Below are 21279 nucleotides of genomic sequence, written 5' to 3' on the forward strand. Positions count from 1 at the left end.
AAATTGTTAGGAGTAACTATGCGTAAGTTAAATATTTTGGCGTTATCAGTGGCTTTGGCTGCTATGCAAGGTGTTTGGGCAGCTTCAGAAAATCCTTTATTGAAAAAAGATTTTTGGAAGGATGTGAATACCGCGAAGGTGGAAGAGGTGGTAAAGGCAGGAAGCGATGTGAAGGAAATGGATAGCAGACAATTTACGCCTTTGATAAATGCGTTGCGTTATGGAGCGCCGTTGGAGGTGGTGAATTATTTGCTTGAGCAGGGGGCGGATATTCATCGGATTGGGCATGATGGGCGCCCTGCGATTTTTTATGCGGCGTATGGGAGTTCGCTGGATGTGGTGAAACATTTGGTTGAATTGGGGGCGGATTTGACGGTGTTAGATGATAGCGAGCGTAATGCGTTTGCGTTTGCGGCATTTAATCAAAATGACCCTGCGGTGTTTGAGTATTTGATAGCACAGGGGCTTGACCCGAATGAGCTGGATGAACTTGGGATGAATGCGGCTTTAGCAGCAGCTAATCTCAATCCTAATCTTGAGGCGGTAAAAACGGTGGCGAAGCTTTCTGATTTAAAAGTAGTTGCCGATAAGGGGAAAAATGCCTTGCTTTTGGCAGCAGCGCGAAATAAAAATCCTGAGGTGATTGCATGGTTAATCAGTGAGGGGTTTGCAAAAGATTCTGTTGATGAGGCAGGTAATAATTTGCTTTTGCAGGCGGCGTTGCGTAATGATGTGGCGGTTGTTGAGTATTTATTAGGACAAGGTTTTGACGTAAAAGTTAAAAATAAAGAAGGGCGCGATGGATTGTCGATTGCCTCTTATCGCAATAGCAAGGAGGCGGTTGCACGTTTTATTGAAGCAGGTTTGGATGTCAATGCTAAGGATGTGCGAGGGAGAACGCCGTTGATGTACGCTGCCTCGCGTAATACACCTGATGTGGTGGCGTTGTTGTTAGAGCAGGGTGCTGAGGTTAATGTTGCAGATGAAAAGGGGATGACGCCTTTGATTGAAGCGGCTCAACGGGATTATAAGGATGCGGATAAGGTTGTGGCGCTATTACTCGATAAAGGCGCGGATGTTAAGGCGGCGAATAAAAAAGGTTTGACTGCTTTGGTTGGCGCGGCGAGTCAAAATATGGGCATAGAAACTTTGCAGGCGTTAATAGAAAAAGGCGCGGATGTGAATGCGGTAGATGGCGATAAGATGTCGGCATTGATGCATTTGGCGCTTAAAAGTGAAAATCCTGAGTCGCTAGCATTGTTGTTAGACCATGGCGCAAGAACTGATTTTGCAGATGATTTTGAGGATAGAGCTGCAGATATTATTAAAGATAATAAGGCGTTGGCAGATAGTGAGATAGCCAAGCGCTTAAGTCAGTAAGTTATGCGCATTCATCAAGCCCGTGGCATTGCCATGGGCGGTCCTTGGCAGGTGCGCTATCGAGAGCAGGCAGGGGTTGAGCATGAGGTGGTTCATGCAACTGTTTTGTCAGCTTTGGCTGAGGTGGAAGCGCAGATGTCGCATTTTCGTGAGCATTCGGCGTTGATGCGCTTAAACCGAACGCCTGTAGGGCAGTGGTTTACTGTCCCTGCACAGCTTTATGAGGTGTTGGCGGCGGCTTTGGCAATGTATGATTATACGCAAGGGGCGGTGGATGTGGCGCTGGGGCGTTCGATTGAGGCTTGGGGCTTTGGTCGAAGTGTAGCGGATGCATCGGTGCCGTCTTCTCTCTCTTCTCTACCAGCTTCATCAGAGGCTGGTTTTTTATTGGGCGAGGCGTATGCTGTGCAGAGAACGCGGGATGTGGCGCTTAATTTGTCTTGTATTGCGAAGGGGTATGCGGTGGATTATGCAGCTCGGGCATTGCGTCGTTTGGGGGTTGCGCATTTTATGGTGGAGGCGGCAGGTGAGGTGGTGTGTCAGGGTTGGCGTGCACCTAAATTGCCGTGGCAGATTGGCTTGGAATTGCCGTTAGCGGAAAAAACGTTGGTTTATGATTATGTGGCGCTACAAGATGGCGCTTTGGCAGGTTCAGGGGGGTATCGTAAATATCGTCGGATTGGGGAAAAGGTTTATGGGCATACACTTGACCCTGTAACGCACAAGCCACTAGAGGGAGCGTTGCTGTCGGTGATGGTGGCGGATGAATTTTGTATGTCGGCGGATGCGTTGGCGACGGGGTTGTATGTGATGGGGGCGGTGCATGGGAGCGCTTTTGCGGATAAGGAAGAAATTGCGGCATTGTTTTTATTGCAAGACGAGGAGGGGATTTGTGAGATTCGTTCTAAGGCATGGGTGGCGCGTTTTGCAAGATGAGCTTTGATAGAGGATAGGTGGCGTTAGTCGGGTTAAATAGGCTGTATGCTTGACCGTCTTGGAGGCGGTTTTTTTATCTCCGTTGGAGTGCGATTTTTCGGGCTTTCGCCTTGGGGGATTTGATGGGTAGATAAAAATGGGGCGGAATTATCCTATGAATATTTTATGCTAAGAGGGTGAAGGGGCAGTTTAGAAAGCGCTTAGAGAGCGCTTTTTTAATTAATGTGGCGATGTTTAAGGCGAATGGCATTGGCAAGGACAGAAAGCGAGCTAAGCGCCATGGCAAGAGCGGCAAGAGCGGGGGTTAGATATCCTAGCGCGGCAAGTGGTAGAGCAATGAGGTTGTAAATAAAGGCAAAAAATAGATTTTGTTTGATGTGTGTAACGGTTTGTTGGGCGATGAGTAGGGCGTCGACGAGGGCGCTGGGTTGGTTAATGATGGCATCGGCGCTGTGTTCGGCGATGGCGGCTTGGCTTTTCATGGCAAAGCTGATGTTGGCGCTGGCAAGTGCGGGGGTGTCGTTAATGCCATCTCCTACCATGGCGACGTGATGCCCATTTTGGCGCAAGTTTTCAATGGCTTGTGCTTTGTCTCTTGGACGCATGGCGCCGTGGGCGGTGTCGATGTTGAGTTGTTTGGCAATGTGTTGGCTGACTGTGGGCGTATCACCACTCATTAAGATGAGGGTTAGACCCATGGCGTGTAGTTTTTGGATGGTGTTGAGGCTGTCAGGGCGTAATGGGTCGCTTAGGGCGAATGCGCCGATGGGTTGATGATTGATGCTAACGCTGACAATGGTGGCGACTTGCCAAAGTTCGGGGGAGGGTGTCGGGGAGGGTGGTTTGGGTGAAGGCGAGGGTGCCAATTTTGAGGGTGCCATATTCGGGGTGCTGGGCTTCTATGCCTTGTCCAACGTGGGATTGAAAATGTTCAAGGCTGGGGAGGGAGAGGTTGTGGCGTTGTGCTTCTTGTAAAAAAGCGCTGGCGATTGGATGGTTGGCGTGTCGTTGTGCAGCAGCGGTGATGGCGAGTAGGCTCTGGCGGTCGATGGGGCTATTATCAGCTAACCAGATGGCTTGGATGCTGGGTTTGCCTTGGGTGAGTGTGCCTGTTTTGTCAAAGACGAGGGTGTCAATTTGGCTGGCTTGTTCGAGGGCGGCGGCGGTTTTGAAGTGAATGCCACGGGTGGCTGTTTTGCCCATGCCAACAATAATGGCGGTGGGAGTGGCGAGTCCTAGGGCGCAGGGGCAGGCAATAACAAGGACAGCAACGGCATTGAGGAGGGCATTTTGCCATTGTCCGCTAAATACTCCTGTCAGTAAGAAGGTTAGCAGAGAAAAAGCGATGACTAGGGGAACAAATATAGCAGCGACGCGGTCGGCAATGCGCGCAATAGGCGCTTTGCTATTTTGCGCTGTGGCTAATGCGTCGATGGTTTCACCTAATAGGGTGTCGCGTCCAAGGGCTTGGCTTTGATAGATGCCGCTTCCTTGTACCACCATTGCGCCTGCAAGTACGGTTTGTCCTGTGGTTTTTTCACTGGGATGGGATTCGCCTGTCAGTGGGCTTTCATCACACCAAAAGTGCCCATTTACAACGATGCCGTCGCAGGCAATGCGCTGACCTTCAATGGCATGAATTTGGTCGCCAATTTCAATTGCATCGAGTGGGAGGGTTTGCAGTGTGTCTTGGCGTTGTACGCGCACTTGTGCTGGAGTGAGCTGTAATAAATGCTCTAGACTGCTTTGGCTTTGGCGTTTGTAGCGCGCTTCAAGAAATTTGCCTAAGCTGATAAAGCCAATAATCATGACGCTGGCTTCAAAATAATTATGCACATGGTGCGTATTGTGTGCTTGGGTGCTTGCGCTGGCGTGCAGGGTGTAGAAAAGGGAGTAGAGATAGATAATGCTACTGCCTAGCACAACGAGGACGTCCATATTGGCGGTTTTGGCTTTAATAGCAGCGATGGCGCTTTTATAAAAAGGGTGTGCAAGCCAAAGTTGGCAAATGCTTGCCAATATGGCTTGGAGCCATAGCGGGAGCATAAGCGGTGGGTAAAATGTCATGGCTAGCATGTTTAGTGCAAATATAAAAGTCAGTAGGGCGAGTATTTTTTGCCGCAAGCTGAGGGTGAGTGGGGGGCGTTTTGCACTGGGATTTAAGCTGGCTTGAAAACCTGTTTTATCAATAAGTTGGGCGAGGCTTTCGGGGCTGTGTTGGTCGCTGTGATAATCAATGAGCGCTTCTTCATTGGCAAAGTTAACGCTAGCGTGGGTGATGCCTTGTTGTTTGTTGAGGACTTTTTCTAAGCGGTTGGCGCAACTTTGGCAGCTCATTCCGCTAATGCGGTAGCGAATGCGTTCGGACATGGTGATTTGTTTTAGCAGTGGGCATCAAAGCCGATGGCTTCAATGGCGTTGATAAGGGCTTGAGCGCTTAGTTGAGAGTGATACTCAATCGTAGCGGTGTGGTTTGTAAGACTAATGTCTACCTTTTCCACCCCTTCTAATTGCATAAGGGTTTGGTGAATGCTTTGTTGGCAGCCGCTACAGGTCATGCCTTGGATGTGGAGGGTAAGTTGTGCCATGATAATTCCTAGGTTTAGAGTTTGAGTTTATAAATATTATCTAAATTGTCGCTGTTGTCTACAGAAACTTTGAGGTCTTTTAAGCGCCCATCGTGTACGCCATAAATCACGCCGTGAATGGTGAGCGGTTGCCCTTTTGCCCAAACGCGTTGAACGGCGTTGGATTTGCTGACGTTATAGACTTGTGAAATGACGTTGAGTTCGCATAGGCGGTCAATGAGGGCGGCTTTATCGTCTGAGGGTAGTTGTGTTTCATAGGCGAGATAGGTGTTTTTAATCGCGCTTAGCCAGTTGTTCATCATGCCGTAGTCTTTGCCTGAAAGAGCGGCTTTGATGGCGCCACAGTCGTAATGTCCACCGACAATAATGTCGCTGACTTTAAGCTCTTCAACCGCAAATTGAATAACGCTGTGGCAGTTGATGTCCATGGAATGAACGATATTGCCAACGTTGCGGTGTACAAAAACTTCTCCTGGAAGTAAGCCCATCACTTCATTAGCAGGAATACGGCTATCAGAGCATCCAATCCAAAGATATTTGGGGGTTTGTTGGTGCGAGAGTTTGTTAAAAATATCGGGGTTGTCGCGCGCGAATTTTTCTGCCCAACGTCGGTTATTTTCTAAAAGGAGGTTGATGGTATCTTTCATAGGGTACGGTTAAATTAAAATTAGATTGCGCCAATGTCTTTGCGATAATAAATGCCATCAAAAGAGATTTTTTCAATAGCGGTATAGGCTTGCTGGCGTGCTTGCGCAAGACTGGGTGCGGTGGCAACAACATTTAGAACGCGCCCACCGCTAGTAAAATATTCTTTATCTTTGCGTTTTGCTCCTGCAATAAAAACTTGGGCGAAAAATCTTGCTTTTTCAATGTTTTTTATCGGTAGTCCTATTTGGTATTCATTAGGATATCCCGCAGAGCTGGCAACCACACAAACAGCATGTTCCTCACGCCAACTAAATTCAAATTGCTCAAGTGTTTGATTAAGCGCGGCCTCAATGCTATCTAGGAGAGGATTTTGCATGAGTGGGAGGATGGCTTGTGTTTCAGGGTCGCCCATGCGCATGTTGTATTCTAATAAATAAACGCCTTGTTCATTAATCATTAATCCAAAAAAAATCACGCCTGAAAATTTTAATCCTTCACCTTGAATGCCTTTGAGCGTAGGGGTGAGGATATCTTGTAAAAAGCTTGCCATTGGGATTGGGTGAGTGTGGGATGGGGGCAAACAACGCCCATTCCACCCGTATTTTCACCCGTATTGCCTTCGCCGATGGTTTTATGGTCTTTGGCAGAAAGCATGGGAACGATGGTTTGGCTGTCGGTAAAGCTTAAAATAGAGGCTTCAAAACCTTGCAAAAATTCTTCAATGACTACTTCATTGCCCGCTTTACCAAAACGATGGTTAATCATGATTTCTTGCACGGCTTGTTTGGCTTCGCTTTGATTTTGACAAATGATGACGCCTTTACCTGCAGCAATGCCACTGGCTTTAACAACAACGGGATAGTCGATGGTTTTAAGATACGCTAGGGCAGCATCAACAAGATGAAAACTTTGATAAGCAGCGGTTTTAACGCCATATTGTTGCATAAATGATTTGGCATAGGCTTTGCTACCTTCTAATCTGGCCGCTGCTTGATTGGGCCCAAAAATGCGTAATCCTTGCGCTTGGAATCGATCAACAATCCCTTCGACTAAAAGTGCTTCTGAGCCAACAATGGTTAAATCAATATGGTTGCTTTTTGCAAATGCTAGCAGTTCATCTATATGGCTTAGGGCAATATTTTCTACGCGCTCTAATTCGCTTGTGCCTGCGTTGCCTGTGGCGATATAGATATAGCCAATGCGGCTATCTTGCGCCAATTTCCAAGCGATGGCGTGTTCGCGTCCGCCGTTGCCGATGATAAGAATTTTAATCATGGATAGTCCTTTAGGGCGATAAGAAAAGGGGGTTATTGTAGCGAAATTTAGAACGCTTTGGGGTGTAGTAGTGTGATGAGAGTGTGGATAAGGAGTTCGTGTTCTTGCTTTTGTATGCGCTGTTGTAGGGTTTCGGGTGTATCTTGCAGATAAACGGGTACGCGCGCTTGCGCGATAATTTCGCCAGTATCGATGCCTTGATCAACATAATGGATAGTGCATCCGCTTTCTTGCTCTTTTGCCTTAATCACCGCCTGATGAACTTTTTTGCCATACATGCCCATGCCACCATATTTTGGCAGGAGTGAGGGGTGTAGGTTAATGATTTTTTTTGGAAAACGTGCAATAAGGCGCTTAGGAATGATGGATAAAAATCCTGCCAAAACAATAAGATTGGTCTGTTCACTGATGGCGTGATTTAAAGCCTCTGCAAATTCATTAGGCGGTAGGTGGCGGTCAATGAGAGTAAAAGGAATATCAGCGCTAAAAGCATGCTGTTTGCCAGCACAATCTCTATCAGCGATAACGCGCTCAATGCGCGCATTGAGGCGTTTATGGGCAATGGCGTTAATAATAGCGGCAAGATTAGAGCCACTGCCTGAAATCAGAAGAGTAAGTGTGGCAGGAGGTGTGTTCATAAAGTAGGTAAAGAATGAGAGGTTATAAAACGCTGGCAATGATTACCAGCGCTTTTAGATAAGAACAAGAAAGCGATGAATTTATTGAGAAGAGTAGACTGGGAATTCTTCACATAATTCAGAGACTTTTTGTCGGATATCGATAATGATTTCTTCATTGTCCATGTCATCTAAAATATCTGCAACCCAATTGGCGACTTGTTTGGCTTGCGCTTGTTTAAAACCGCGTGTGGTAATAGCAGGCGTACCAATGCGAATACCGCTGGTGATAAAGGGAGATTGCGGGTCATTGGGAACGCTATTTTTATTGACGGTGATATGCGCGCGTCCTAAAGCGGCGTCTGCTGCTTTGCCAGTCAGGTTTTTATTGATGAGGTTAATAAGCAGTAGATGATTTTTAGTGCCACCTGAGACAAGGTCATAGCCTCGATTGATGAGAACTTTTGCCATCACTTTGGCGTTTTCAATGACTTGTTCTTGATAGTGTTGAAAGGAAGGTTTGAGAGCTTCTTGGAAGGCAACCGCTTTGGCGGCAATAACATGCATGAGTGGGCCACCTTGAATGCCTGGGAAGATGGCAGAATTGAGTTTTTTCTCAATTTCGGGATTGTTTTTGCTCAAAATCAAACCACCGCGTGGACCACGCAAGGTTTTATGCGTGGTACTGGTTACAACGTGGGCATGCGGTAAGGGATTGGGATAAAGCCCTGCGGCAACTAATCCTGCAACATGCGCCATATCGACCATTAAATAGGCATCTACACTATCGGCAATCTCGCGAAATTTTTCAAAATCAAGAATTTGTGAATAGGCGGAAAATCCAGCGATAATGAGTTTGGGTTTGTGTTCTTCGGCGATTTTTTGCACGCGTTCGTAGTCAATCAGTCCTGTTTTAGAATCAATGCCGTAGGAAACGGCGTTGTATTGTCGCCCTGAAAAATTAACGGGTGAGCCATGGGTTAGGTGTCCGCCATGATTTAAATCCATGCCCATGAAGGTATCGCCTGCCTCAAGGAGCGCAAGAAAGACAGCGGCATTTGCTTGTGAGCCAGAATGCGGTTGTACGTTTACATAATCAGCATTAAATAATAATTTGGCGCGCTCAATGGCAAGCTCTTCTACTTTATCAATATGTTCACAGCCGCCATAGTAACGTTTATGGGGGTAACCTTCAGCGTATTTATTAGTAAGTACGCTACCTTGTGCTTGCATGACGCGCGGGGAGGCATAATTCTCTGAGGCGATAAGCTCAATATGTGTTTCTTGGCGTTTTTCTTCGCAGGCTATAGCGTTGGCTAGGTCGTCGTCAAATTCAGCAATGATCATGGCTTTATTAAATGTCATAGGAGAACCCTAGAGTTGAGAAAATCGCCATCTTACTGCTTTTAAATGCAATCGGCAACCGTTGCAATGCGCGTGGTGTATGGGGGTGTTTTGAATGTTGTTTGGCAAAAATTGGGGTTGTTTTAGGTGGGGAGGGATTTTTATTTTATAAGGGGTTTAACACGATGAGGCATAAAAAAACCGCATTGGAGAATGCGGCTTTAGGAGATAAGGGCTGGCAACAATATCATTATGATTTATAGGATTATATTGTTGCCAGTATTTTTGAGAGATTAAGATTAGTTTTGCCAGCTATCGCGCAGAGAGACTGTTTGATTAAATACAAGCGTGTCGCTGTTGCTGTCGGGGTCAATGGCATAATACCCTTGGCGCTCAAATTGATAGACGTTACCAACCTCACCTTGGCAGGCAGGTTCTACTTTCGCGCCTTCAATGATGGTGAGCGAGTTGGGGTTGAGTGTGTCTAGGAAGTGGTCTGCTGCAAGGGGGTTTGGCTCTTTAAAGAGGCGGTCATAGTGGCGGATTTGGGCATTTAGGGCATGGGGGGCGCTTACCCAATGGATTACGCCATTAGCTTTGTATCCTTGAGGATTTTTGCCGAGGGTTTCGGGGTCGTGGCGGCAGATGAGTTCGCATACATTGCCTTGTTCGTCGTAGCGGACTTCTTCGCAGGTGATGACATAAGCACCGCGTAGGCGCACGGATTCGCCTTTAGCAAGGCGTTTCCATTTTTTGGGTGGGTTGTCGCTGTAGTCGTCGGCTTCGATGTATAAGGTATTGGAGAAGGGAACTTGGCGATTGCCTAGGCTGTCGTTTTGTGGGTGGTTGGGGAGTTCGAGCCACTGTTCATGGTTTTCTTCAAGTGTTCTTAAGGTAACTTTGATGGGGTTTAGTACTGCCATGCGTCTGGGGGCATGTTGGTTGAGTTCGTCTCGAAGGACGTTTTCAAAATAGCTCATTTCAATGGTGCCGTCGGCTTTGCTGATGCCTATTTTTTGGCAAAAGTTGCGTAGCGCTGAGGGAGGGATGCCACGGCGACGCATGCCAGCGATGGTGGGTAGGCGTGGGTCGTCCCAGCCGTTGACGTGTCCTTCGTTGACTAATTGAATGAGGCGACGTTTGGAAAGGACGGTATATTCCAAGTTAAGGGGCGCAAATTCAATTTGTTGGGGGTGGCAGGGGGTATCAAGGACGTTTAAAAACCAGTCGTATAAGGGGCGATGGTTTTCAAATTCAAGGGTGCACAGGGAGTGGGTGATGCCTTCGAGCATATCCGATAGGCAGTGTGTGTAATCATACATGGGGTAGACTTTCCAATGCTCACCTGCATGAAAATGCGCTTTGTGGCGGATGCGGTAGAGGGTGGGGTCGCGTAGGTTAATATTGGGGGAGCTCATGTCGATTTTTGCGCGTAGGACGTGTGTGCCATCTGCAAATTCACCTGCAATCATACGGGTGAAAAGGTCGCGGTTTTCTTCAGGGCTACGGTTACGATAGGGGCTGTTTTGACCTGCTTGAGTGAGGGTGCCGCGATTTAGTCGAATGTCTTCGGCACTTTGTGAGTCAACGTAGGCCAGTCCTTTATCGATAAGTTGATAGGCGTAATCTATAAGAGTTTGGAAATAATCGGAGGCGTGGTGAAGGCTTTCCCATTCAAAACCAAGCCATTGTACGTCTTCTTTTATGGCGCGCATGTATTCTTCGTTTTCTTTTTCAGGGTTGGTGTCGTCAAAGCGGAGATTGCATTTGCCGTTAAATTCTTCTGCCATGCCAAAGTTTAGGCAGATGGATTTGACATGCCCTAAATGGAGGTAGCCATTGGGTTCTGGGGGAAAGCGAGTGTGGATTTTACCTTGATTTTTATTTTGTTCGAGGTCTTGTTCGATGATGTTCTTAATGAAATTTGCAGCTTTGGGTGTGTTCATGCGTTTCCTCGTTAATGATTTCAAATATCGTTAAATGTGTTACCTGTTGTAAAATGCGGGCATGTTAACAGATTTACAAGTGGAAATAATGCGTTGGTTATTGGTTTTATGTTGTATGGGATTGGCTGGCTGTGCGTCGGCTGATTTGTCTAAGCGCTCTGCTAATAAAGGAATAAAAAATCCTGTGTTGGAATCGGTTGATGCGAAGTCTAAACCTCGGTTTGGTTTTATTGTGGCGCGTCAGCGGTTGCCGATTTTTGAGGGTGAGGCGCAACCTAATAGTGCACATATAGAAGATGTTTGCACTATGCTCAAAACACGCCCACATTGGCGAAATGCGCTATCAGAGGGATATCTGAATTGGCAGGTTGAGCCTTGGTATGTGTTGGCTTTTTTGTATCAGGAATCGCGCTTTAATCCTAAGGCGTTGAGTAAATCGTTGGCGTATGGGTTTCCGCAGGCTAAAGATGATACTTGGCGTTGGTATCAGGAGTCGCGTAAGTTGCCAGTAGCTTCTAGGGAGCGTTTTGATGATGCGGTGGATTTTATTGGTTGGTATGCGCATAAAAATATTGCGCGCAATGGGGTCGGGCTGAAGGATGTGAAGAATCAATATTTGGCGTACCACGAGGGTTTGGGAGGATTTGAGAGTTCGAGTTTTTTGGCAAAACCATGGCTGATAACGATTGCAGATAAGGTGGCGCATCGGGCGCTTGAGTATCAAAAACAGCTGTTACGCTGTCCAATTTCTTAGAAAGATAGGGGGGTTATGGCGATTGTGTGGCATTGGGCGCAAGATGAGCAGGAGATTGTGGATTTTGTGAGGGCAGGCGGGGTGCTTGCTTATCCAACAGAGGCGGTGTATGGCTTGGGGGAGACCCTTTGAATGAGTCGGTGGTGGAGAAGGTGTTGGCTTATAAGCGCACGCGTGACCCTGCGAAGGGGTTGGTGTTGGTGGTCGATAATTGGCAGCGTTGTGAGGCGTTTATTGAGCCGTTGTCAGAATCCGATAGAGTACAGATGGAAAAATTTAATGCGCAACGTCCAACAACGTTTATTGTGCAGGCGAGAGACTGGGTTAATGAAGGGTTGCGCGATCAAACAACGGGAAGAATTGCCATTCGGGTTTCTTCTCATCCTGTGGCGGCGGGGTTGAGTCGTGCGCTGGGGCGTCCAATTATTTCAACGTCGGCTAATTATAGTGGCTGTTTGCCAGCAAAATCGCCTGAAGAGGTGCGCAGTTATTTTGCGGATATGCCTGTGGTGGTGGGGGAATTGGGGGGGCAAAATCGCCCGAGCCGAATTATGGATTGGCAGTCTAAGGTGTTGTTGCGCGATTGATTAAATCATAAGAAATTAAAAAGCGAGGGGAAGATGAAGATTGGGATTTTAGGGGCTGGGCAGTTAGGGCGTATGTTTTTGCAGGAGGCGGCGAATTTTCCATATCAGGTGGCGGTGTTGGATGTGGAGGGGGCGCCAGCTTTTGGTTTGGCAGATGAGGCGGTGGTGGGGGATTTTTCTGATGAGGCGTCGGTGTTGGCGTTTGGACGTGGGTGCGATGTGGTGGGGATTGAAATTGAGCATGTGAATGTGGCGGCGTTGCGTCAGTTGGAGGCGGAGGGGGTGCGGGTGGTGCCTTCTGCGCAGGCGTTGGCTGTTATCCAAGATAAGGGGCTGCAAAAGCAGTTTTATCAGCGTCATGGTATTGCTTCACCTGATTTTTATTTGATGGAAGGGCGTAAGGATTTGGACTTGAAGCGCTTGGGCTTGCCTTTTGTGCAGAAGTTGCGTTTGGGGGCTATGATGGGCGTGGGGTTCAGGTGTTTGAATGTGAAGAGGATTTAGCTAATATTTGGGATGTACCGTCGGTTATTGAGCAAAAATGCGAGATTATGAAGGAGGTGGCGGTGTTAGTGGCGTGTGATGGGGCTGGGGGGGTGCGTTGCTATCCTGTGGTAGAGATGGTGTTTGATGCACTGTTCAATCAGTTGGATTATGTGAAAGCGCCTGCGGATTTGTCTTTGCAAAGTTTGAATGCGGCATTGACGTTGGCGCGCGAGGTGGTGGGAGCATTGGGCTCAGCGGGATTGTTTGCAGTGGAGTTGTTTATCGATAGGCAGGGGCGGTGTTGGGTGAATGAGGTTGCGCCTAGGGTGCATAATAGTGGGCATTGGACGATTGAGGGGTGTGCGACGTCGCAGTTTGAGCAGATGTGGCGGATTTTGGCAGGCGAACCTTTGGGCAGTGTGCGTCAATTTTCCCCTGCGGTAATGCTAAATTTAGTAGGCGATGCGGGGCATTCAGGGGAGGCGTATTTGCCGTATTTGTCAGAGTTATTGGCCATTGAAGAGGTGTTTGTGCATTGGTATGGGAAGGCGCAAACGCGCGCGGGACGTAAGATGGGGCATGTAACGATTTTGGCAGAAGATGAGGTGGCGCTGTGGGAGAAGATTTCTCAGGTGCGACCTTTTTTGAGTGTGCAAGCAAGGGAGGCGGTGTAATGCGAGTTGGGATTGTGATGGGGTCAGATAGTGATTTGGCGGTGATGGCGCAGGCGGCGGAGGTGTGTGAGGGGTTTGCTCTGGCGTATGAATTAACAGTGGTTTCAGCGCATCGTACGCCTGAGCGTTTGCTAGATTATGGGCGTCAGGCGCATAGGCGAGGATTGCAGGTAATCATTGCTGGGGCTGGCGGTGCGGCGCATTTGCCCGGAATGTTGGCTGCATTAACGCCATTGCCAGTTATTGGTGTGCCAATTTTATCTAGTAATTCAATTGAAGGCTGGGATTCGATATTGTCTATTTTGCAAATGCCTGCAGGTGTGCCTGTGGCAACTGTGGCGCTAGATGGTGCGAAAAATGCAGGATTATTAGCAGTACGCATTTTGGCGGCAAATGATGCGGTTTTGCAAAAAAAGATGATGGATTATCAGCAGGAGATGTGTGAAAAGGTGTTAGATAAAGCACAGGGTTTGAAGGGAAAATATCGTTGTGATTTTTAAAGTCGCAATGTATTTTTAAAAATGGCATCACAATTAATGGATACCATTTTTTATGGGTTATAAGCAACTTGTATTAGATAATGCCAGAGTCCATACTGCCAAGGTGATTCAAAAGCGGTTAAAGATTTGGCAACAGCGTGGTTTGTTTATCTTTTATTTACCGCCTTACAGTCCACAGCTTAATGTTATTGAGCGTTTATGGAAAGAGGTAAAACAAGGCTGGCTTAGACCGTGTGATTATGTCGATTTCGATTCACTGCGTTACGGTGTAAATCGTGTTTTTGCTAATATCGGTTCAACGTTAAACTTGAACTTTAAACAGTTTAATAATGTAATTATTTAATTTTGTTGGATTACTTGATAGTATTTAGATAATGGTGTTTAGATAATCGACAATGTGATGACTGACATAATAACATTGGCGACATTGAAAGCAACATTAAAATTGAAAGCAACATTAAAAAAGTATTGGGAGAGTTGCCCAATGCTTTTTGTGGATAATAAGAAAGTCATTAAAAATATTTTAATTAAACCTAGAGAGATGATTTATGACAGTACACTCAGTGAAACACTCACTTAAAAAAACCAAGCGGTTTGCTTTGCCCATGGTAATGTCGTTGACTGCATGATGGCATTGAACGCTTGTGGCAGCCATCTGGCATCGCAACCCAGCTCTGCTAAAACCATGCCCACCCAAACCATGGAGCATCACGCCATGAACACAACACACACCACCAAAACCATCGCCAGCCGTTATGATTTTAATGACACCGTCAGTCGCTTGCAGTCTGCTTTTAAAGATAAAAACATGACCATCTTCGCCACCATTGACCACCAGCACGCTGCCCAAAAAGTGGATTTGGACATGCAGCCTGCCAAAGTCATCGTTTTTGGTACACCAAAAGCAGGCACGCCATTGATGAAAAAAGACCCTCATTTTGCGTTAAAATTACCCCTTAAAGTGCTGGTTACCGAAACAGATGGTCAGGTTTGGGTCAGCTTTGAAGACACTCACGCACTGATAGCAGGCAGTCAGATTGACTTTGATGATGTCAAAGACACGCTTGCCAATGCTGAAAAATTGATTGAAAAAACCGTAACCCAATAGTGATGTTTTAATAACTTTTAGTTATAAGTAAAATGACAAATAACCCTTGGGTTTATGACATTTAGTTAGTATGACCATTAAATAATCACCCACCAGATGACCACACCATGACGACGCATCAAACCAACCTAGCCCACGCCATCAGCCACACACCCATGAGTGCCTATCAGTGGCTCATCGTTGCCTTGGCCGTTCTTTTAAATATGTTAGACGGCTTTGACGTGCTGGCGATTGCCTTTACCGCCAAAAGCATTCAGAGCGAGCTTGGGCTAACAGGGGTGCAAATCGGTACGCTCATGAGTGCAGGTTTTATTGGCATGGCAATCGGCTCTATGGGACTTGCCCCTTTGGCGGACAAATTTGGCAGACGTCCACTACTTATCATAGCAACCGCCCTATCGGCACTGGGCATGTTTATGACGTATTTTTCGCACAGTGTGGAGACTATCGGCTTTTGGCGCGTGATAACAGGAATTGGCGTGGGCGGCATTTTGCCATGTACCAACGTCATCGTGAGCGAATACGCCAACCAAAAATGGCGTGGGCTTGCCATTGCCATTTATGCTTGTGGTTTTGGTATTGGGGCGATGCTTGGCGGGCTGTCAGCGGTCATGCTCCAAGATGAATTTGGCTTTCGTTCGGTATTTATGACAGGGGCGGTATTGACAGGGCTGGCACTGGTGGCACTCGTTAGCCTATTGCCCGAATCGGTGGATTTCTTAAACCAAAAACAACCTGCCAACGCCCAAACCAAACTCACCAAAATCGCCCACAAAATCGGCAAACAAGGCAACTGGCAACTGCCCACCCAAAATCAATCTGCCAAAGCCAAAGCACCCATCAGCCAGCTCTTTGCCAAAGGTCAATTAAAGACCACGTTGCTCATTTGGGCTGCGTTCATTGCTGTGATGTCGTCCTTTTATTTTATCAGTTCATGGACACCTGCTCTGTTAGAATCATCAGGACTTGCCAAAGAACAAAGCCAAAAGGTTGGCATGGCAATCAGCATTGGCGGTACGATAGGCTCGCTCATCTTTGGTTTTTTGGTGAGTAAATTTACCCCAAAATCCACACTCATGGCGTTTGTCGTACTGTCGTCCCTTGCCATTATCGGCTTTGTGTTTAGTCCCACTTTGACGCTCGCCCTTGTCTTTGCCATTTTGGTCGGCAGCCTTGTCAATGGCTGTATCACAGGACTTTATACCATAAATCCCACGCTGTATGCCCCAGAATTTAGAAGCACAGGGGTTGGCACGGCAATCGGCGTGGGGCGTATTGGTTCTATCGTCTCGCCCATGCTGGCAGGGAAACTGTTGGATGTGGGTATTGGCAAAGATGATTTGTATCTTGGGGCGAGTGGTTTTATTTTATTGGCACTGGTGGCGTTATATTTTTTAAAGCCAAATGAACGTTGATTTTTGGGATTTTAAAAATAAATCACAACCCAAACAAGCATTTAACCTTTTTTAATGACTTTTAACCACAGTTTTAACCAAGCAAAAGAGAGTAAGCCATGAGCCAACTTTTTCCAAACGCCAAACCTCGCAATGTCGCCCCTTATCGCAATGATGTGGTCGGCTCGTTTTTGCGTACCGACACACTAATGAATGCCAAAGCCAAGCTAAATGCTGGCGAGCTAAGTCAAGATGAGTATGATGTTATTCTAAAAGATGAGATTGGCAAACTGGTCGCCAAACAAAAAGAAAACGGCTTGCACGCTGTAACGGACGGTGAGTTTAGCCGTGTGTGGTGGCATTTGGACTTTATGGCGGAATTGGACGGTGTGGAATGGGTGGAAACCGAGAATTTTTCGGTGCAATTTAAAAATGCCAAGCCAAAAAGCCATAGCGTCAAAATCGTGGATAAGATTGATTTTTCAGACGACCACCCTTTTATCAAAGCCTACCAAATCCTAAAAGACTGTGCTGGCGACACCCCAACCAAATTCACCATTCCGTCTCCGTCCATGCTACATCTTGTGGCGTGCGTGCGTGATGTCAACTATAAGCCCATTGAGCTGTATCAAGATGAAAACCATCTGTACGATGACATTGTGGCCGCTTATGTCAAGACCATGTATAAGTTTTATGACATGGGGCTGCGTAACTTACAACTGGACGATACCAGCTGGGGGCAATTTTGTGCGTTAGACAAAAAGGCAGAATTTGCCGAGCGTGGTATTGATTTTGACAAATTGGCGGTGGACTATGTCGCCATGCTAAACCGCATTGTGGATGCCAAACCTGCCGACATGCAAATCACCATGCACATCTGCCGTGGTAATTTCCGCTCAACGTGGTTCTCAGAAGGTGGCTATGCTCCGATTGCCAAAGTGGTGTTTGGCACATGCCGAGTGGACGGCTTTTTCTTAGAATATGACAGCGAACGAGCGGGCGACTTTGCCCCACTTGCCCACATCAAAGACCAACAAGTCGTGCTAGGCTTGGTAACTTCAAAAACAGGCGACCTTGAAAACAAAGACGACATCATCGCTCGCATCCGTGAGGCCACGCAGTACGTGGACATCAACCAACTGTGCCTATCGCCACAGTGCGGATTTGCCTCCACAGAAGAGGGCAATATCCTAACCGAAGAAGCCCAGTGGGCGAAGGTGGATATGATTAGAAAAATTGCTGATGAAGTTTGGGGCGAGTGATTCTGCCAAAGTAAAAACAGCAAAAAGCGAGGTTGTGGTTGATTTGATGGTGGCGGTTTGCTTGGGACAATCCGCCTGCTGGTGGTCATCCAGGTCAAGCCATTCGCTGTCGGTGTGTGGCTGTTCCTGATACCAGTCATTTGTTTGGTGATGGGTCGGTTGGGGTTGGGGAGGTGAGATTTGAACAAAAGCAATTGCATAAAAAATTTAAGCATGCAGTTGATTTTGGAATTGATACCAAAAAATCAAATAAAGATAGTGAAGAACGGTAATTTGGTATGAATAGCTTTCAACAATTAATTGATGGCTTTTTTGCAGATGAAATATCAGCACAAGAGTATGTGGATAAGTATTTTGAATTGCACAAAAATGGTAATGCAATAGAGAATGATGCTGTCTATAGTACAATATTTTTGGTTAATGATGATTATTATCCGATTGAGTTAAGAGATGAAAATGACATTAATGAAACCGAACTAAAAGCCCAGATTAAGCTTTTTTTAGAAAATGGCATTAAAAAAGGTTATGAAATTTTTTATCAATATCAAGGTAAGAACATAGCTGAGTATTATCAGAAGCAACACATACCGCTTGATAATGCTGTCTATAAACCTTTGGATATGACTTCTCAAAACTCACAGAATCCGAAACAAAATTCATCATTAACTCTCGTAAAACACCTGACGAAGTCAGAGATAGAGTCTTTACGGCAAAGCAAAGCTGATGCGTATCATAAAATGATGAAAATGCCTTTATAAAACTTAAAAAGTTCACCCCAAACCCTAATCGCAAGATTGGGGTTTTTTGTTGGGGGTTAAAAACCAAGCAAAAATCCTAGCGATTACAGTCGTTAGGCTTTTTTTATTATCAATCCCATGGCATAAGGATTGATGACTGATGGAACATTTTAACCAATTGGTGAAACAATGAAAGTGTTAATTGATAAATATGGCTTTTGGGGTGCTGTATTGGCAATTATTTTGCTGATTTTGGTGTGGCAATCAGCGTAAATTATCGCTACATTAAAATAGGAGAAACAATATTAAAATGGGAAAAACAATATGAAAATCCAATTTCAAACCGTCATTGGTTTAAAGCCTACCAGCCGTATTGTGCTGAATAATGGGTTTTTGTTGTGTGTTGGGGTTAAGCTTGCTAAGCCGATGGTCATGACGAGTGTATTCACGAGTGATGTGAAAATAACAAAAGCCATCTCATAACCGATACAGTCAATGCCATGTTTGGTGGTCAGTCGGTGTGGTTGATGCGTGCTTGATAGGCATGGACTGCTTATCTGTTGAATTATGCTGGATAATGGAATTGTAGAGTTTGTTTTAGCTCGGGATGGAGGCTGTGGGCGATTGGACAAGATTTAGCCGCTTTTTCTAATGAGGTTCTGGTTTTATCGTCATAAGATTGCGAAAAATGGATGTTAACGATGATTTCTGCAACGCGACGGGGTTTGTCGGTCATGATTTTTTCTACGCCAATATGAACGTCGGCTAAATCTAGATTAAGGCTTTGAGCTTTAAGCGCCATGATGGTGAGCACGCAGCTGCCTAAGGCGCTGGCAAGTAGGTCAGTTGGTGAGAAACTTTCTCCGTTTCCGCCATTGTCTACAGGGGCGTCGGTTTGGATTTTGGCGTTGCTTTGTGTGTGGGTGATATGAGTGCTTAAAGGTGCTTGATAGTCAATGGTCATTTTGCTCATAAATACTCCTTTTGCTTGTAAAAGCTCTATTATAGGGGAAGGATTTGAGGTTGCCAATGGCTATAGGGCAAATAAATGGCGGTTTTTCTGGGCAGTCTTTATAATTATGCGATTATTTGGAGTTGGATAAGATGATGAGTCGTAAGGTTGTATTGATTGGGTCTATGGGCGCTGGGAAGACGTCTTTGGGCAAGCGTTTGGCTAAGCGTTTGGGCTGGGCTTTTGTCGATACAGATTATGAGATTTGTATGAGAACAGGGGTGGATATTCCAACGATTTTTGAACGCGAGGGGGAGGCGGGATTTCGTTTGCGTGAGCGTGCGATGTTGGAGGAGGTGTTGACTCGTTCAGGAGATGCAGTGGTGGCGTGTGGCGGTGGGGTTGTGTTATCCGCTGAAAATAGACGGATGATTTCTAGACAATTTTTGGTAGTTTTTTTGGATGTATCAGTGGGGAGGCAATTGTTGCGTATTTCAGGGGATAAAAATCGCCCGTTAGTAAATGTACAAGACCAAAAGGCGCGATTGATGCAATTGCGTGATGAGCGTTTGGGGTTATATGAGGGATTAGCAGATATTCGGATTAGCACAGATGCCAATAATTTTGCTCAAACGCTTAAAAAATTATGCTTGGCGGTGAAGGCGCAGTCAGGAGGTTTTAATGTGTGTTAGATTGGCGGAATGCTTCAATGGCTTGATTGGCAAGATTATCCGCCATTTCGTTACCAGAGTGTCCGCTGTGTCCTTTTATCCAGTGCCAGTGAACATTGTGTTTGGTGTTGAGCTGGTCAAGTTGTTGCCAAAGATCTAGGTTTTGGACAGGTTTTTTTTTGCGCGGTTTTCCAACCATTTTTTTTCCAAGTGTGTATCCATTGGTTAATACCGTTTTTAACGTAATTAGAGTCGGTTGTTAGGTGAATTTCACAGGGTTTTTTGATGGCTTTGAGCGCTTCGATGGCAGCAGTCAGTTCCATGCGGTTGTTAGTGGTATGAGCTTGTGCGCCTTTTAAGGTTTTCTCATATACGCCATAACGCAAAAGAACGCCCCAACCCCCAATGCCTGGGTTGCCCTTGCACGCGCCATCTGTAAAGATTTCAAGAATTGGTTGTGTCATATTTGAGAGTTTAGAGTGGCGATGGGCTGTCCCATGAGAATTTTATCGGAGCTTTGTAGTTTTTGAGCCTGCCAGCTAATCTTTGGATTGGCAAAAATAAGGATAACGGTTGAGCCTAAGTTGAAACGACCAATTTCTGCTCCTTTTTTGAAAAAATGCTGCTCTTTGCTGTAGTCATAATAATTATCGCCGTTATCATGTAGCTCACCGTGCCAAACGGTTTCAATGCTACTGACGTTAAGTGCGCCAACTAATACCATCGCCATCAATCCAAAATTAGTCTCAAAAACACACACCGCACGCTCATTTTCAGCAAATATATTAGGAATTTTATCTAAAAGAGATAGAGATACGCTGTGTTTTTCCCCTGGGCAAAAGCGCATGTTACGCAATTGACCATCACAAGGCATATGTATACGGTGATAGTCATCTGGGGCAAGATAGAGAGTGGCGGTTTGCCCATGATAAAACTGCTGGGCAAGTGCTGGATCATCGAGTAATTGTTCAAGCGTATAAAGGATGTTTTTAGCTTGTACAAGTTTGTTGGTCTCTATGGCGCCAAATTCAGCACACCTGCCATCAACAGGACTAGTCAGTTGAGAACTATCTGGATTGATAGGACGTGCCTTATCAGCTAAGGCGCGAGTGAAAAAATCATTAAGACTTTTATAATGATAAGGGTTTTTTTCTATTGCAAAACTGGTGTCTGCTCCTGTGATAAGGATATAGATTTTGATAATAATATTTTTTAGCCAAGAAGGATGCGTTATCCGCGCTAAACGATACATACCTTGTGTAACTAAATTGCGTGGAATGAGTTTGTATAGTGCTAATTTCATATGGTTTGATTTTTTGGAAAACGGTTAATTTTATCATGCATATGGATTTAAACAACAAACATGAATCTGTTGATAGCCTCATTAAATCATTAGATAATTTAAGATATTAATTATTAA

At 45.9% G+C, this 21279-nt stretch carries 22 protein-coding genes and 4 pseudogenes; 16 read left to right on the forward strand and 10 right to left on the reverse strand.

All coding sequences use genetic code 11. From position 1 onward, the window contains the following. Nucleotides 1–18: 18 nt before the first annotated feature. Both A5N84_RS00830 and A5N84_RS00835 read left to right on the forward strand, forming a co-directional pair. On the forward strand, nt 19–1380 hold the full coding sequence (locus tag A5N84_RS00830) for an ankyrin repeat domain-containing protein (RefSeq protein ID WP_072280906.1): 1362 nt from the start codon (nt 19–21) through the stop codon (nt 1378–1380). A 3-nt stretch (nt 1381–1383) separates the two neighbouring features. After that, a complete protein-coding gene (locus tag A5N84_RS00835) occupies nt 1384–2316 on the forward strand; it encodes an FAD:protein FMN transferase (RefSeq protein ID WP_072280907.1) in 933 nt (310 codons plus the stop codon). Between the two features lie 215 nt (nt 2317–2531). Here A5N84_RS00835 and A5N84_RS00840 read toward each other — a convergent pair. From A5N84_RS00840 to A5N84_RS00870, 7 genes and pseudogenes are all read right to left on the reverse strand, one after another. Then, nucleotides 2532–4686, reverse strand: a pseudogene (locus A5N84_RS00840) (heavy metal translocating P-type ATPase). Nucleotides 4687–4697: 11 nt separating this feature from the next. Continuing rightward, nucleotides 4698–4904: a heavy-metal-associated domain-containing protein gene (locus tag A5N84_RS00845; RefSeq protein WP_072280908.1), complete on the reverse strand. Its 207-nt coding sequence runs from the start codon at nt 4902–4904 to the stop codon at nt 4698–4700. A gap of 14 nt (nt 4905–4918) precedes the next feature. Further along, a complete protein-coding gene (locus A5N84_RS00850) occupies nt 4919–5551 on the reverse strand; it encodes a carbonic anhydrase (RefSeq protein ID WP_072280909.1) in 633 nt (210 codons plus the stop codon). A gap of 20 nt (nt 5552–5571) precedes the next feature. Further along, nucleotides 5572–6824: pseudogene (purD, locus tag A5N84_RS13160) on the reverse strand (phosphoribosylamine--glycine ligase). A gap of 50 nt (nt 6825–6874) precedes the next feature. Beyond that, the gene (gene purN / locus A5N84_RS00860) at nt 6875–7465 is read right to left on the reverse strand and encodes a phosphoribosylglycinamide formyltransferase (protein WP_072281019.1); all 591 of its coding nucleotides are present in this window, start codon (nt 7463–7465) and stop codon (nt 6875–6877) included. A gap of 81 nt (nt 7466–7546) precedes the next feature. Continuing rightward, a complete protein-coding gene (gene glyA, locus A5N84_RS00865; protein ID WP_072280910.1) occupies nt 7547–8809 on the reverse strand; it encodes a serine hydroxymethyltransferase in 1263 nt (420 codons plus the stop codon). A gap of 278 nt (nt 8810–9087) precedes the next feature. Then, complete coding sequence (locus A5N84_RS00870; RefSeq protein ID WP_072280911.1) at nt 9088–10734, reverse strand: glutamine--tRNA ligase/YqeY domain fusion protein; 1647 nt, start codon at nt 10732–10734, stop codon at nt 9088–9090. An 88-nt stretch (nt 10735–10822) separates the two neighbouring features. Here A5N84_RS00870 and A5N84_RS00875 point away from each other — a divergent pair, with 88 nt between their 5' ends. The 13 genes and pseudogenes from A5N84_RS00875 to A5N84_RS10150 all read left to right on the forward strand — a co-directional run bounded on the left by A5N84_RS00875 (nt 10823) and on the right by A5N84_RS10150 (nt 18719). Beyond that, on the forward strand, nt 10823–11488 hold the full coding sequence (locus A5N84_RS00875) for a transglycosylase SLT domain-containing protein (protein WP_233119792.1): 666 nt from the start codon (nt 10823–10825) through the stop codon (nt 11486–11488). 128 nt (nt 11489–11616) lie between these two features. Next, on the forward strand, nt 11617–12075 hold the full coding sequence (locus tag A5N84_RS00880; RefSeq protein ID WP_078055498.1) for an L-threonylcarbamoyladenylate synthase: 459 nt from the start codon (nt 11617–11619) through the stop codon (nt 12073–12075). 72 nt (nt 12076–12147) lie between these two features. Beyond that, complete coding sequence (locus A5N84_RS11185) at nt 12148–12579, forward strand: 5-(carboxyamino)imidazole ribonucleotide synthase (protein WP_408633826.1); 432 nt, start codon at nt 12148–12150, stop codon at nt 12577–12579. Beyond that, nucleotides 12552–12878 (forward strand): annotated as a pseudogene (locus tag A5N84_RS11190) (ATP-grasp domain-containing protein); the annotation flags it as partial. The gene A5N84_RS11185 and the pseudogene A5N84_RS11190, both read left to right, overlap by 28 nt. Before the next feature lie 126 nt (nt 12879–13004). After that, nucleotides 13005–13235 carry a hypothetical protein gene (locus A5N84_RS11195; RefSeq protein ID WP_233119827.1) on the forward strand — a complete coding sequence of 77 codons (231 nt, stop codon included), beginning with the start codon at nt 13005–13007 and terminating at the stop codon, nt 13233–13235. Beyond that, nucleotides 13235–13735: a 5-(carboxyamino)imidazole ribonucleotide mutase gene (gene purE / locus A5N84_RS00890; RefSeq protein WP_072280912.1), complete on the forward strand. Its 501-nt coding sequence runs from the start codon at nt 13235–13237 to the stop codon at nt 13733–13735. The genes A5N84_RS11195 and purE overlap by 1 nt, the downstream gene beginning before the upstream one ends. A gap of 52 nt (nt 13736–13787) precedes the next feature. After that, nucleotides 13788–14078 (forward strand): transposase, encoded by a 291-nt coding sequence (locus tag A5N84_RS12335; protein WP_072280913.1) that lies wholly within the window; start codon nt 13788–13790, stop codon nt 14076–14078. 282 nt (nt 14079–14360) lie between these two features. Continuing rightward, entirely contained in the window at nt 14361–14843 is a 483-nt protein-coding gene (locus tag A5N84_RS00905) for a DUF302 domain-containing protein (protein ID WP_072280915.1), read from the forward strand. Between the two features lie 107 nt (nt 14844–14950). After that, nucleotides 14951–16258, forward strand: coding sequence for an MFS transporter (locus A5N84_RS00910; protein ID WP_072280916.1), 1308 nt, complete (start codon nt 14951–14953; stop codon nt 16256–16258). A 98-nt stretch (nt 16259–16356) separates the two neighbouring features. After that, nucleotides 16357–17499, forward strand: a complete 1143-nt coding sequence (locus A5N84_RS00915) for a 5-methyltetrahydropteroyltriglutamate--homocysteine S-methyltransferase (RefSeq protein ID WP_072280917.1) — start codon at nt 16357–16359, stop codon at nt 17497–17499. Between the two features lie 116 nt (nt 17500–17615). Beyond that, nucleotides 17616–17771 carry a colicin D domain-containing protein gene (locus A5N84_RS09750; protein WP_158008603.1) on the forward strand — a complete coding sequence of 52 codons (156 nt, stop codon included), beginning with the start codon at nt 17616–17618 and terminating at the stop codon, nt 17769–17771. 6 nt (nt 17772–17777) lie between these two features. Continuing rightward, entirely contained in the window at nt 17778–18257 is a 480-nt protein-coding gene (locus A5N84_RS00920) for a colicin immunity domain-containing protein (RefSeq protein ID WP_072280918.1), read from the forward strand. Nucleotides 18258–18560: 303 nt separating this feature from the next. Beyond that, a complete protein-coding gene (locus A5N84_RS10150) occupies nt 18561–18719 on the forward strand; it encodes a hypothetical protein (RefSeq protein WP_158008604.1) in 159 nt (52 codons plus the stop codon). A gap of 82 nt (nt 18720–18801) precedes the next feature. Here the strand turns inward: A5N84_RS10150 and A5N84_RS00925 are convergent, their stop codons facing one another. Beyond that, a complete protein-coding gene (locus A5N84_RS00925) occupies nt 18802–19209 on the reverse strand; it encodes an OsmC family protein (protein WP_072280919.1) in 408 nt (135 codons plus the stop codon). A 134-nt stretch (nt 19210–19343) separates the two neighbouring features. Here A5N84_RS00925 and A5N84_RS00930 point away from each other — a divergent pair, with 134 nt between their 5' ends. After that, a complete protein-coding gene (locus tag A5N84_RS00930) occupies nt 19344–19880 on the forward strand; it encodes a shikimate kinase (protein WP_078055512.1) in 537 nt (178 codons plus the stop codon). On the opposite strand, the pseudogene rnhA reads toward A5N84_RS00930, so the two are convergent. Both rnhA and asd read right to left on the reverse strand, forming a co-directional pair. Next, nucleotides 19867–20323 (reverse strand): annotated as a pseudogene (gene rnhA / locus A5N84_RS00935) (ribonuclease HI). The gene A5N84_RS00930 and the pseudogene rnhA sit on opposite strands and share 14 nt — an antisense overlap. Continuing rightward, complete coding sequence (gene asd, locus A5N84_RS00940; RefSeq protein ID WP_072280921.1) at nt 20320–21162, reverse strand: archaetidylserine decarboxylase; 843 nt, start codon at nt 21160–21162, stop codon at nt 20320–20322. Before asd ends, rnhA begins: the two are co-directional and overlap by 4 nt. Between the last annotated feature and the right edge of the window lie 117 nt (nt 21163–21279).

The sequence above is a fragment of the Rappaport israeli genome, assembly GCF_001888055.1.
In the GTDB taxonomy this organism is placed as follows: Bacteria; Pseudomonadota; Gammaproteobacteria; order Cardiobacteriales; family Cardiobacteriaceae; genus Rappaport; species Rappaport israeli.

Bases quoted from the DNA above. Each gene is read 5' to 3' on its own strand.
- A5N84_RS00830 (WP_072280906.1), top strand. From the start codon at position 19: ATGCGTAAGTTAAATATTTTGGCGTTATCAGTGGCTTTGGCTGCTATG.
- A5N84_RS00835 (WP_072280907.1), top strand. From the start codon at position 1,384: ATGCGCATTCATCAAGCCCGTGGCATTGCCATGGGCGGTCCTTGGCAG.
- A5N84_RS00845 (WP_072280908.1), bottom strand. From the start codon at position 4,904: ATGGCACAACTTACCCTCCACATCCAAGGCATGACCTGTAGCGGCTGC.
- A5N84_RS00850 (WP_072280909.1), bottom strand. From the start codon at position 5,551: ATGAAAGATACCATCAACCTCCTTTTAGAAAATAACCGACGTTGGGCA.
- purN (WP_072281019.1), bottom strand. From the start codon at position 7,465: ATGAACACACCTCCTGCCACACTTACTCTTCTGATTTCAGGCAGTGGC.
- glyA (WP_072280910.1), bottom strand. From the start codon at position 8,809: ATGACATTTAATAAAGCCATGATCATTGCTGAATTTGACGACGACCTA.
- A5N84_RS00870 (WP_072280911.1), bottom strand. From the start codon at position 10,734: ATGAACACACCCAAAGCTGCAAATTTCATTAAGAACATCATCGAACAA.
- A5N84_RS00875 (WP_233119792.1), top strand. From the start codon at position 10,823: ATGCGTTGGTTATTGGTTTTATGTTGTATGGGATTGGCTGGCTGTGCG.
- A5N84_RS11185 (WP_408633826.1), top strand. From the start codon at position 12,148: ATGTTTTTGCAGGAGGCGGCGAATTTTCCATATCAGGTGGCGGTGTTG.
- A5N84_RS11195 (WP_233119827.1), top strand. From the start codon at position 13,005: ATGCTAAATTTAGTAGGCGATGCGGGGCATTCAGGGGAGGCGTATTTG.
- purE (WP_072280912.1), top strand. From the start codon at position 13,235: ATGCGAGTTGGGATTGTGATGGGGTCAGATAGTGATTTGGCGGTGATG.
- A5N84_RS12335 (WP_072280913.1), top strand. From the start codon at position 13,788: ATGGGTTATAAGCAACTTGTATTAGATAATGCCAGAGTCCATACTGCC.
- A5N84_RS00905 (WP_072280915.1), top strand. From the start codon at position 14,361: ATGATGGCATTGAACGCTTGTGGCAGCCATCTGGCATCGCAACCCAGC.
- A5N84_RS00910 (WP_072280916.1), top strand. From the start codon at position 14,951: ATGACGACGCATCAAACCAACCTAGCCCACGCCATCAGCCACACACCC.
- A5N84_RS00915 (WP_072280917.1), top strand. From the start codon at position 16,357: ATGAGCCAACTTTTTCCAAACGCCAAACCTCGCAATGTCGCCCCTTAT.
- A5N84_RS00920 (WP_072280918.1), top strand. From the start codon at position 17,778: ATGAATAGCTTTCAACAATTAATTGATGGCTTTTTTGCAGATGAAATA.
- A5N84_RS10150 (WP_158008604.1), top strand. From the start codon at position 18,561: ATGAAAATCCAATTTCAAACCGTCATTGGTTTAAAGCCTACCAGCCGT.
- A5N84_RS00925 (WP_072280919.1), bottom strand. From the start codon at position 19,209: ATGAGCAAAATGACCATTGACTATCAAGCACCTTTAAGCACTCATATC.
- A5N84_RS00930 (WP_078055512.1), top strand. From the start codon at position 19,344: ATGAGTCGTAAGGTTGTATTGATTGGGTCTATGGGCGCTGGGAAGACG.
- asd (WP_072280921.1), bottom strand. From the start codon at position 21,162: ATGAAATTAGCACTATACAAACTCATTCCACGCAATTTAGTTACACAA.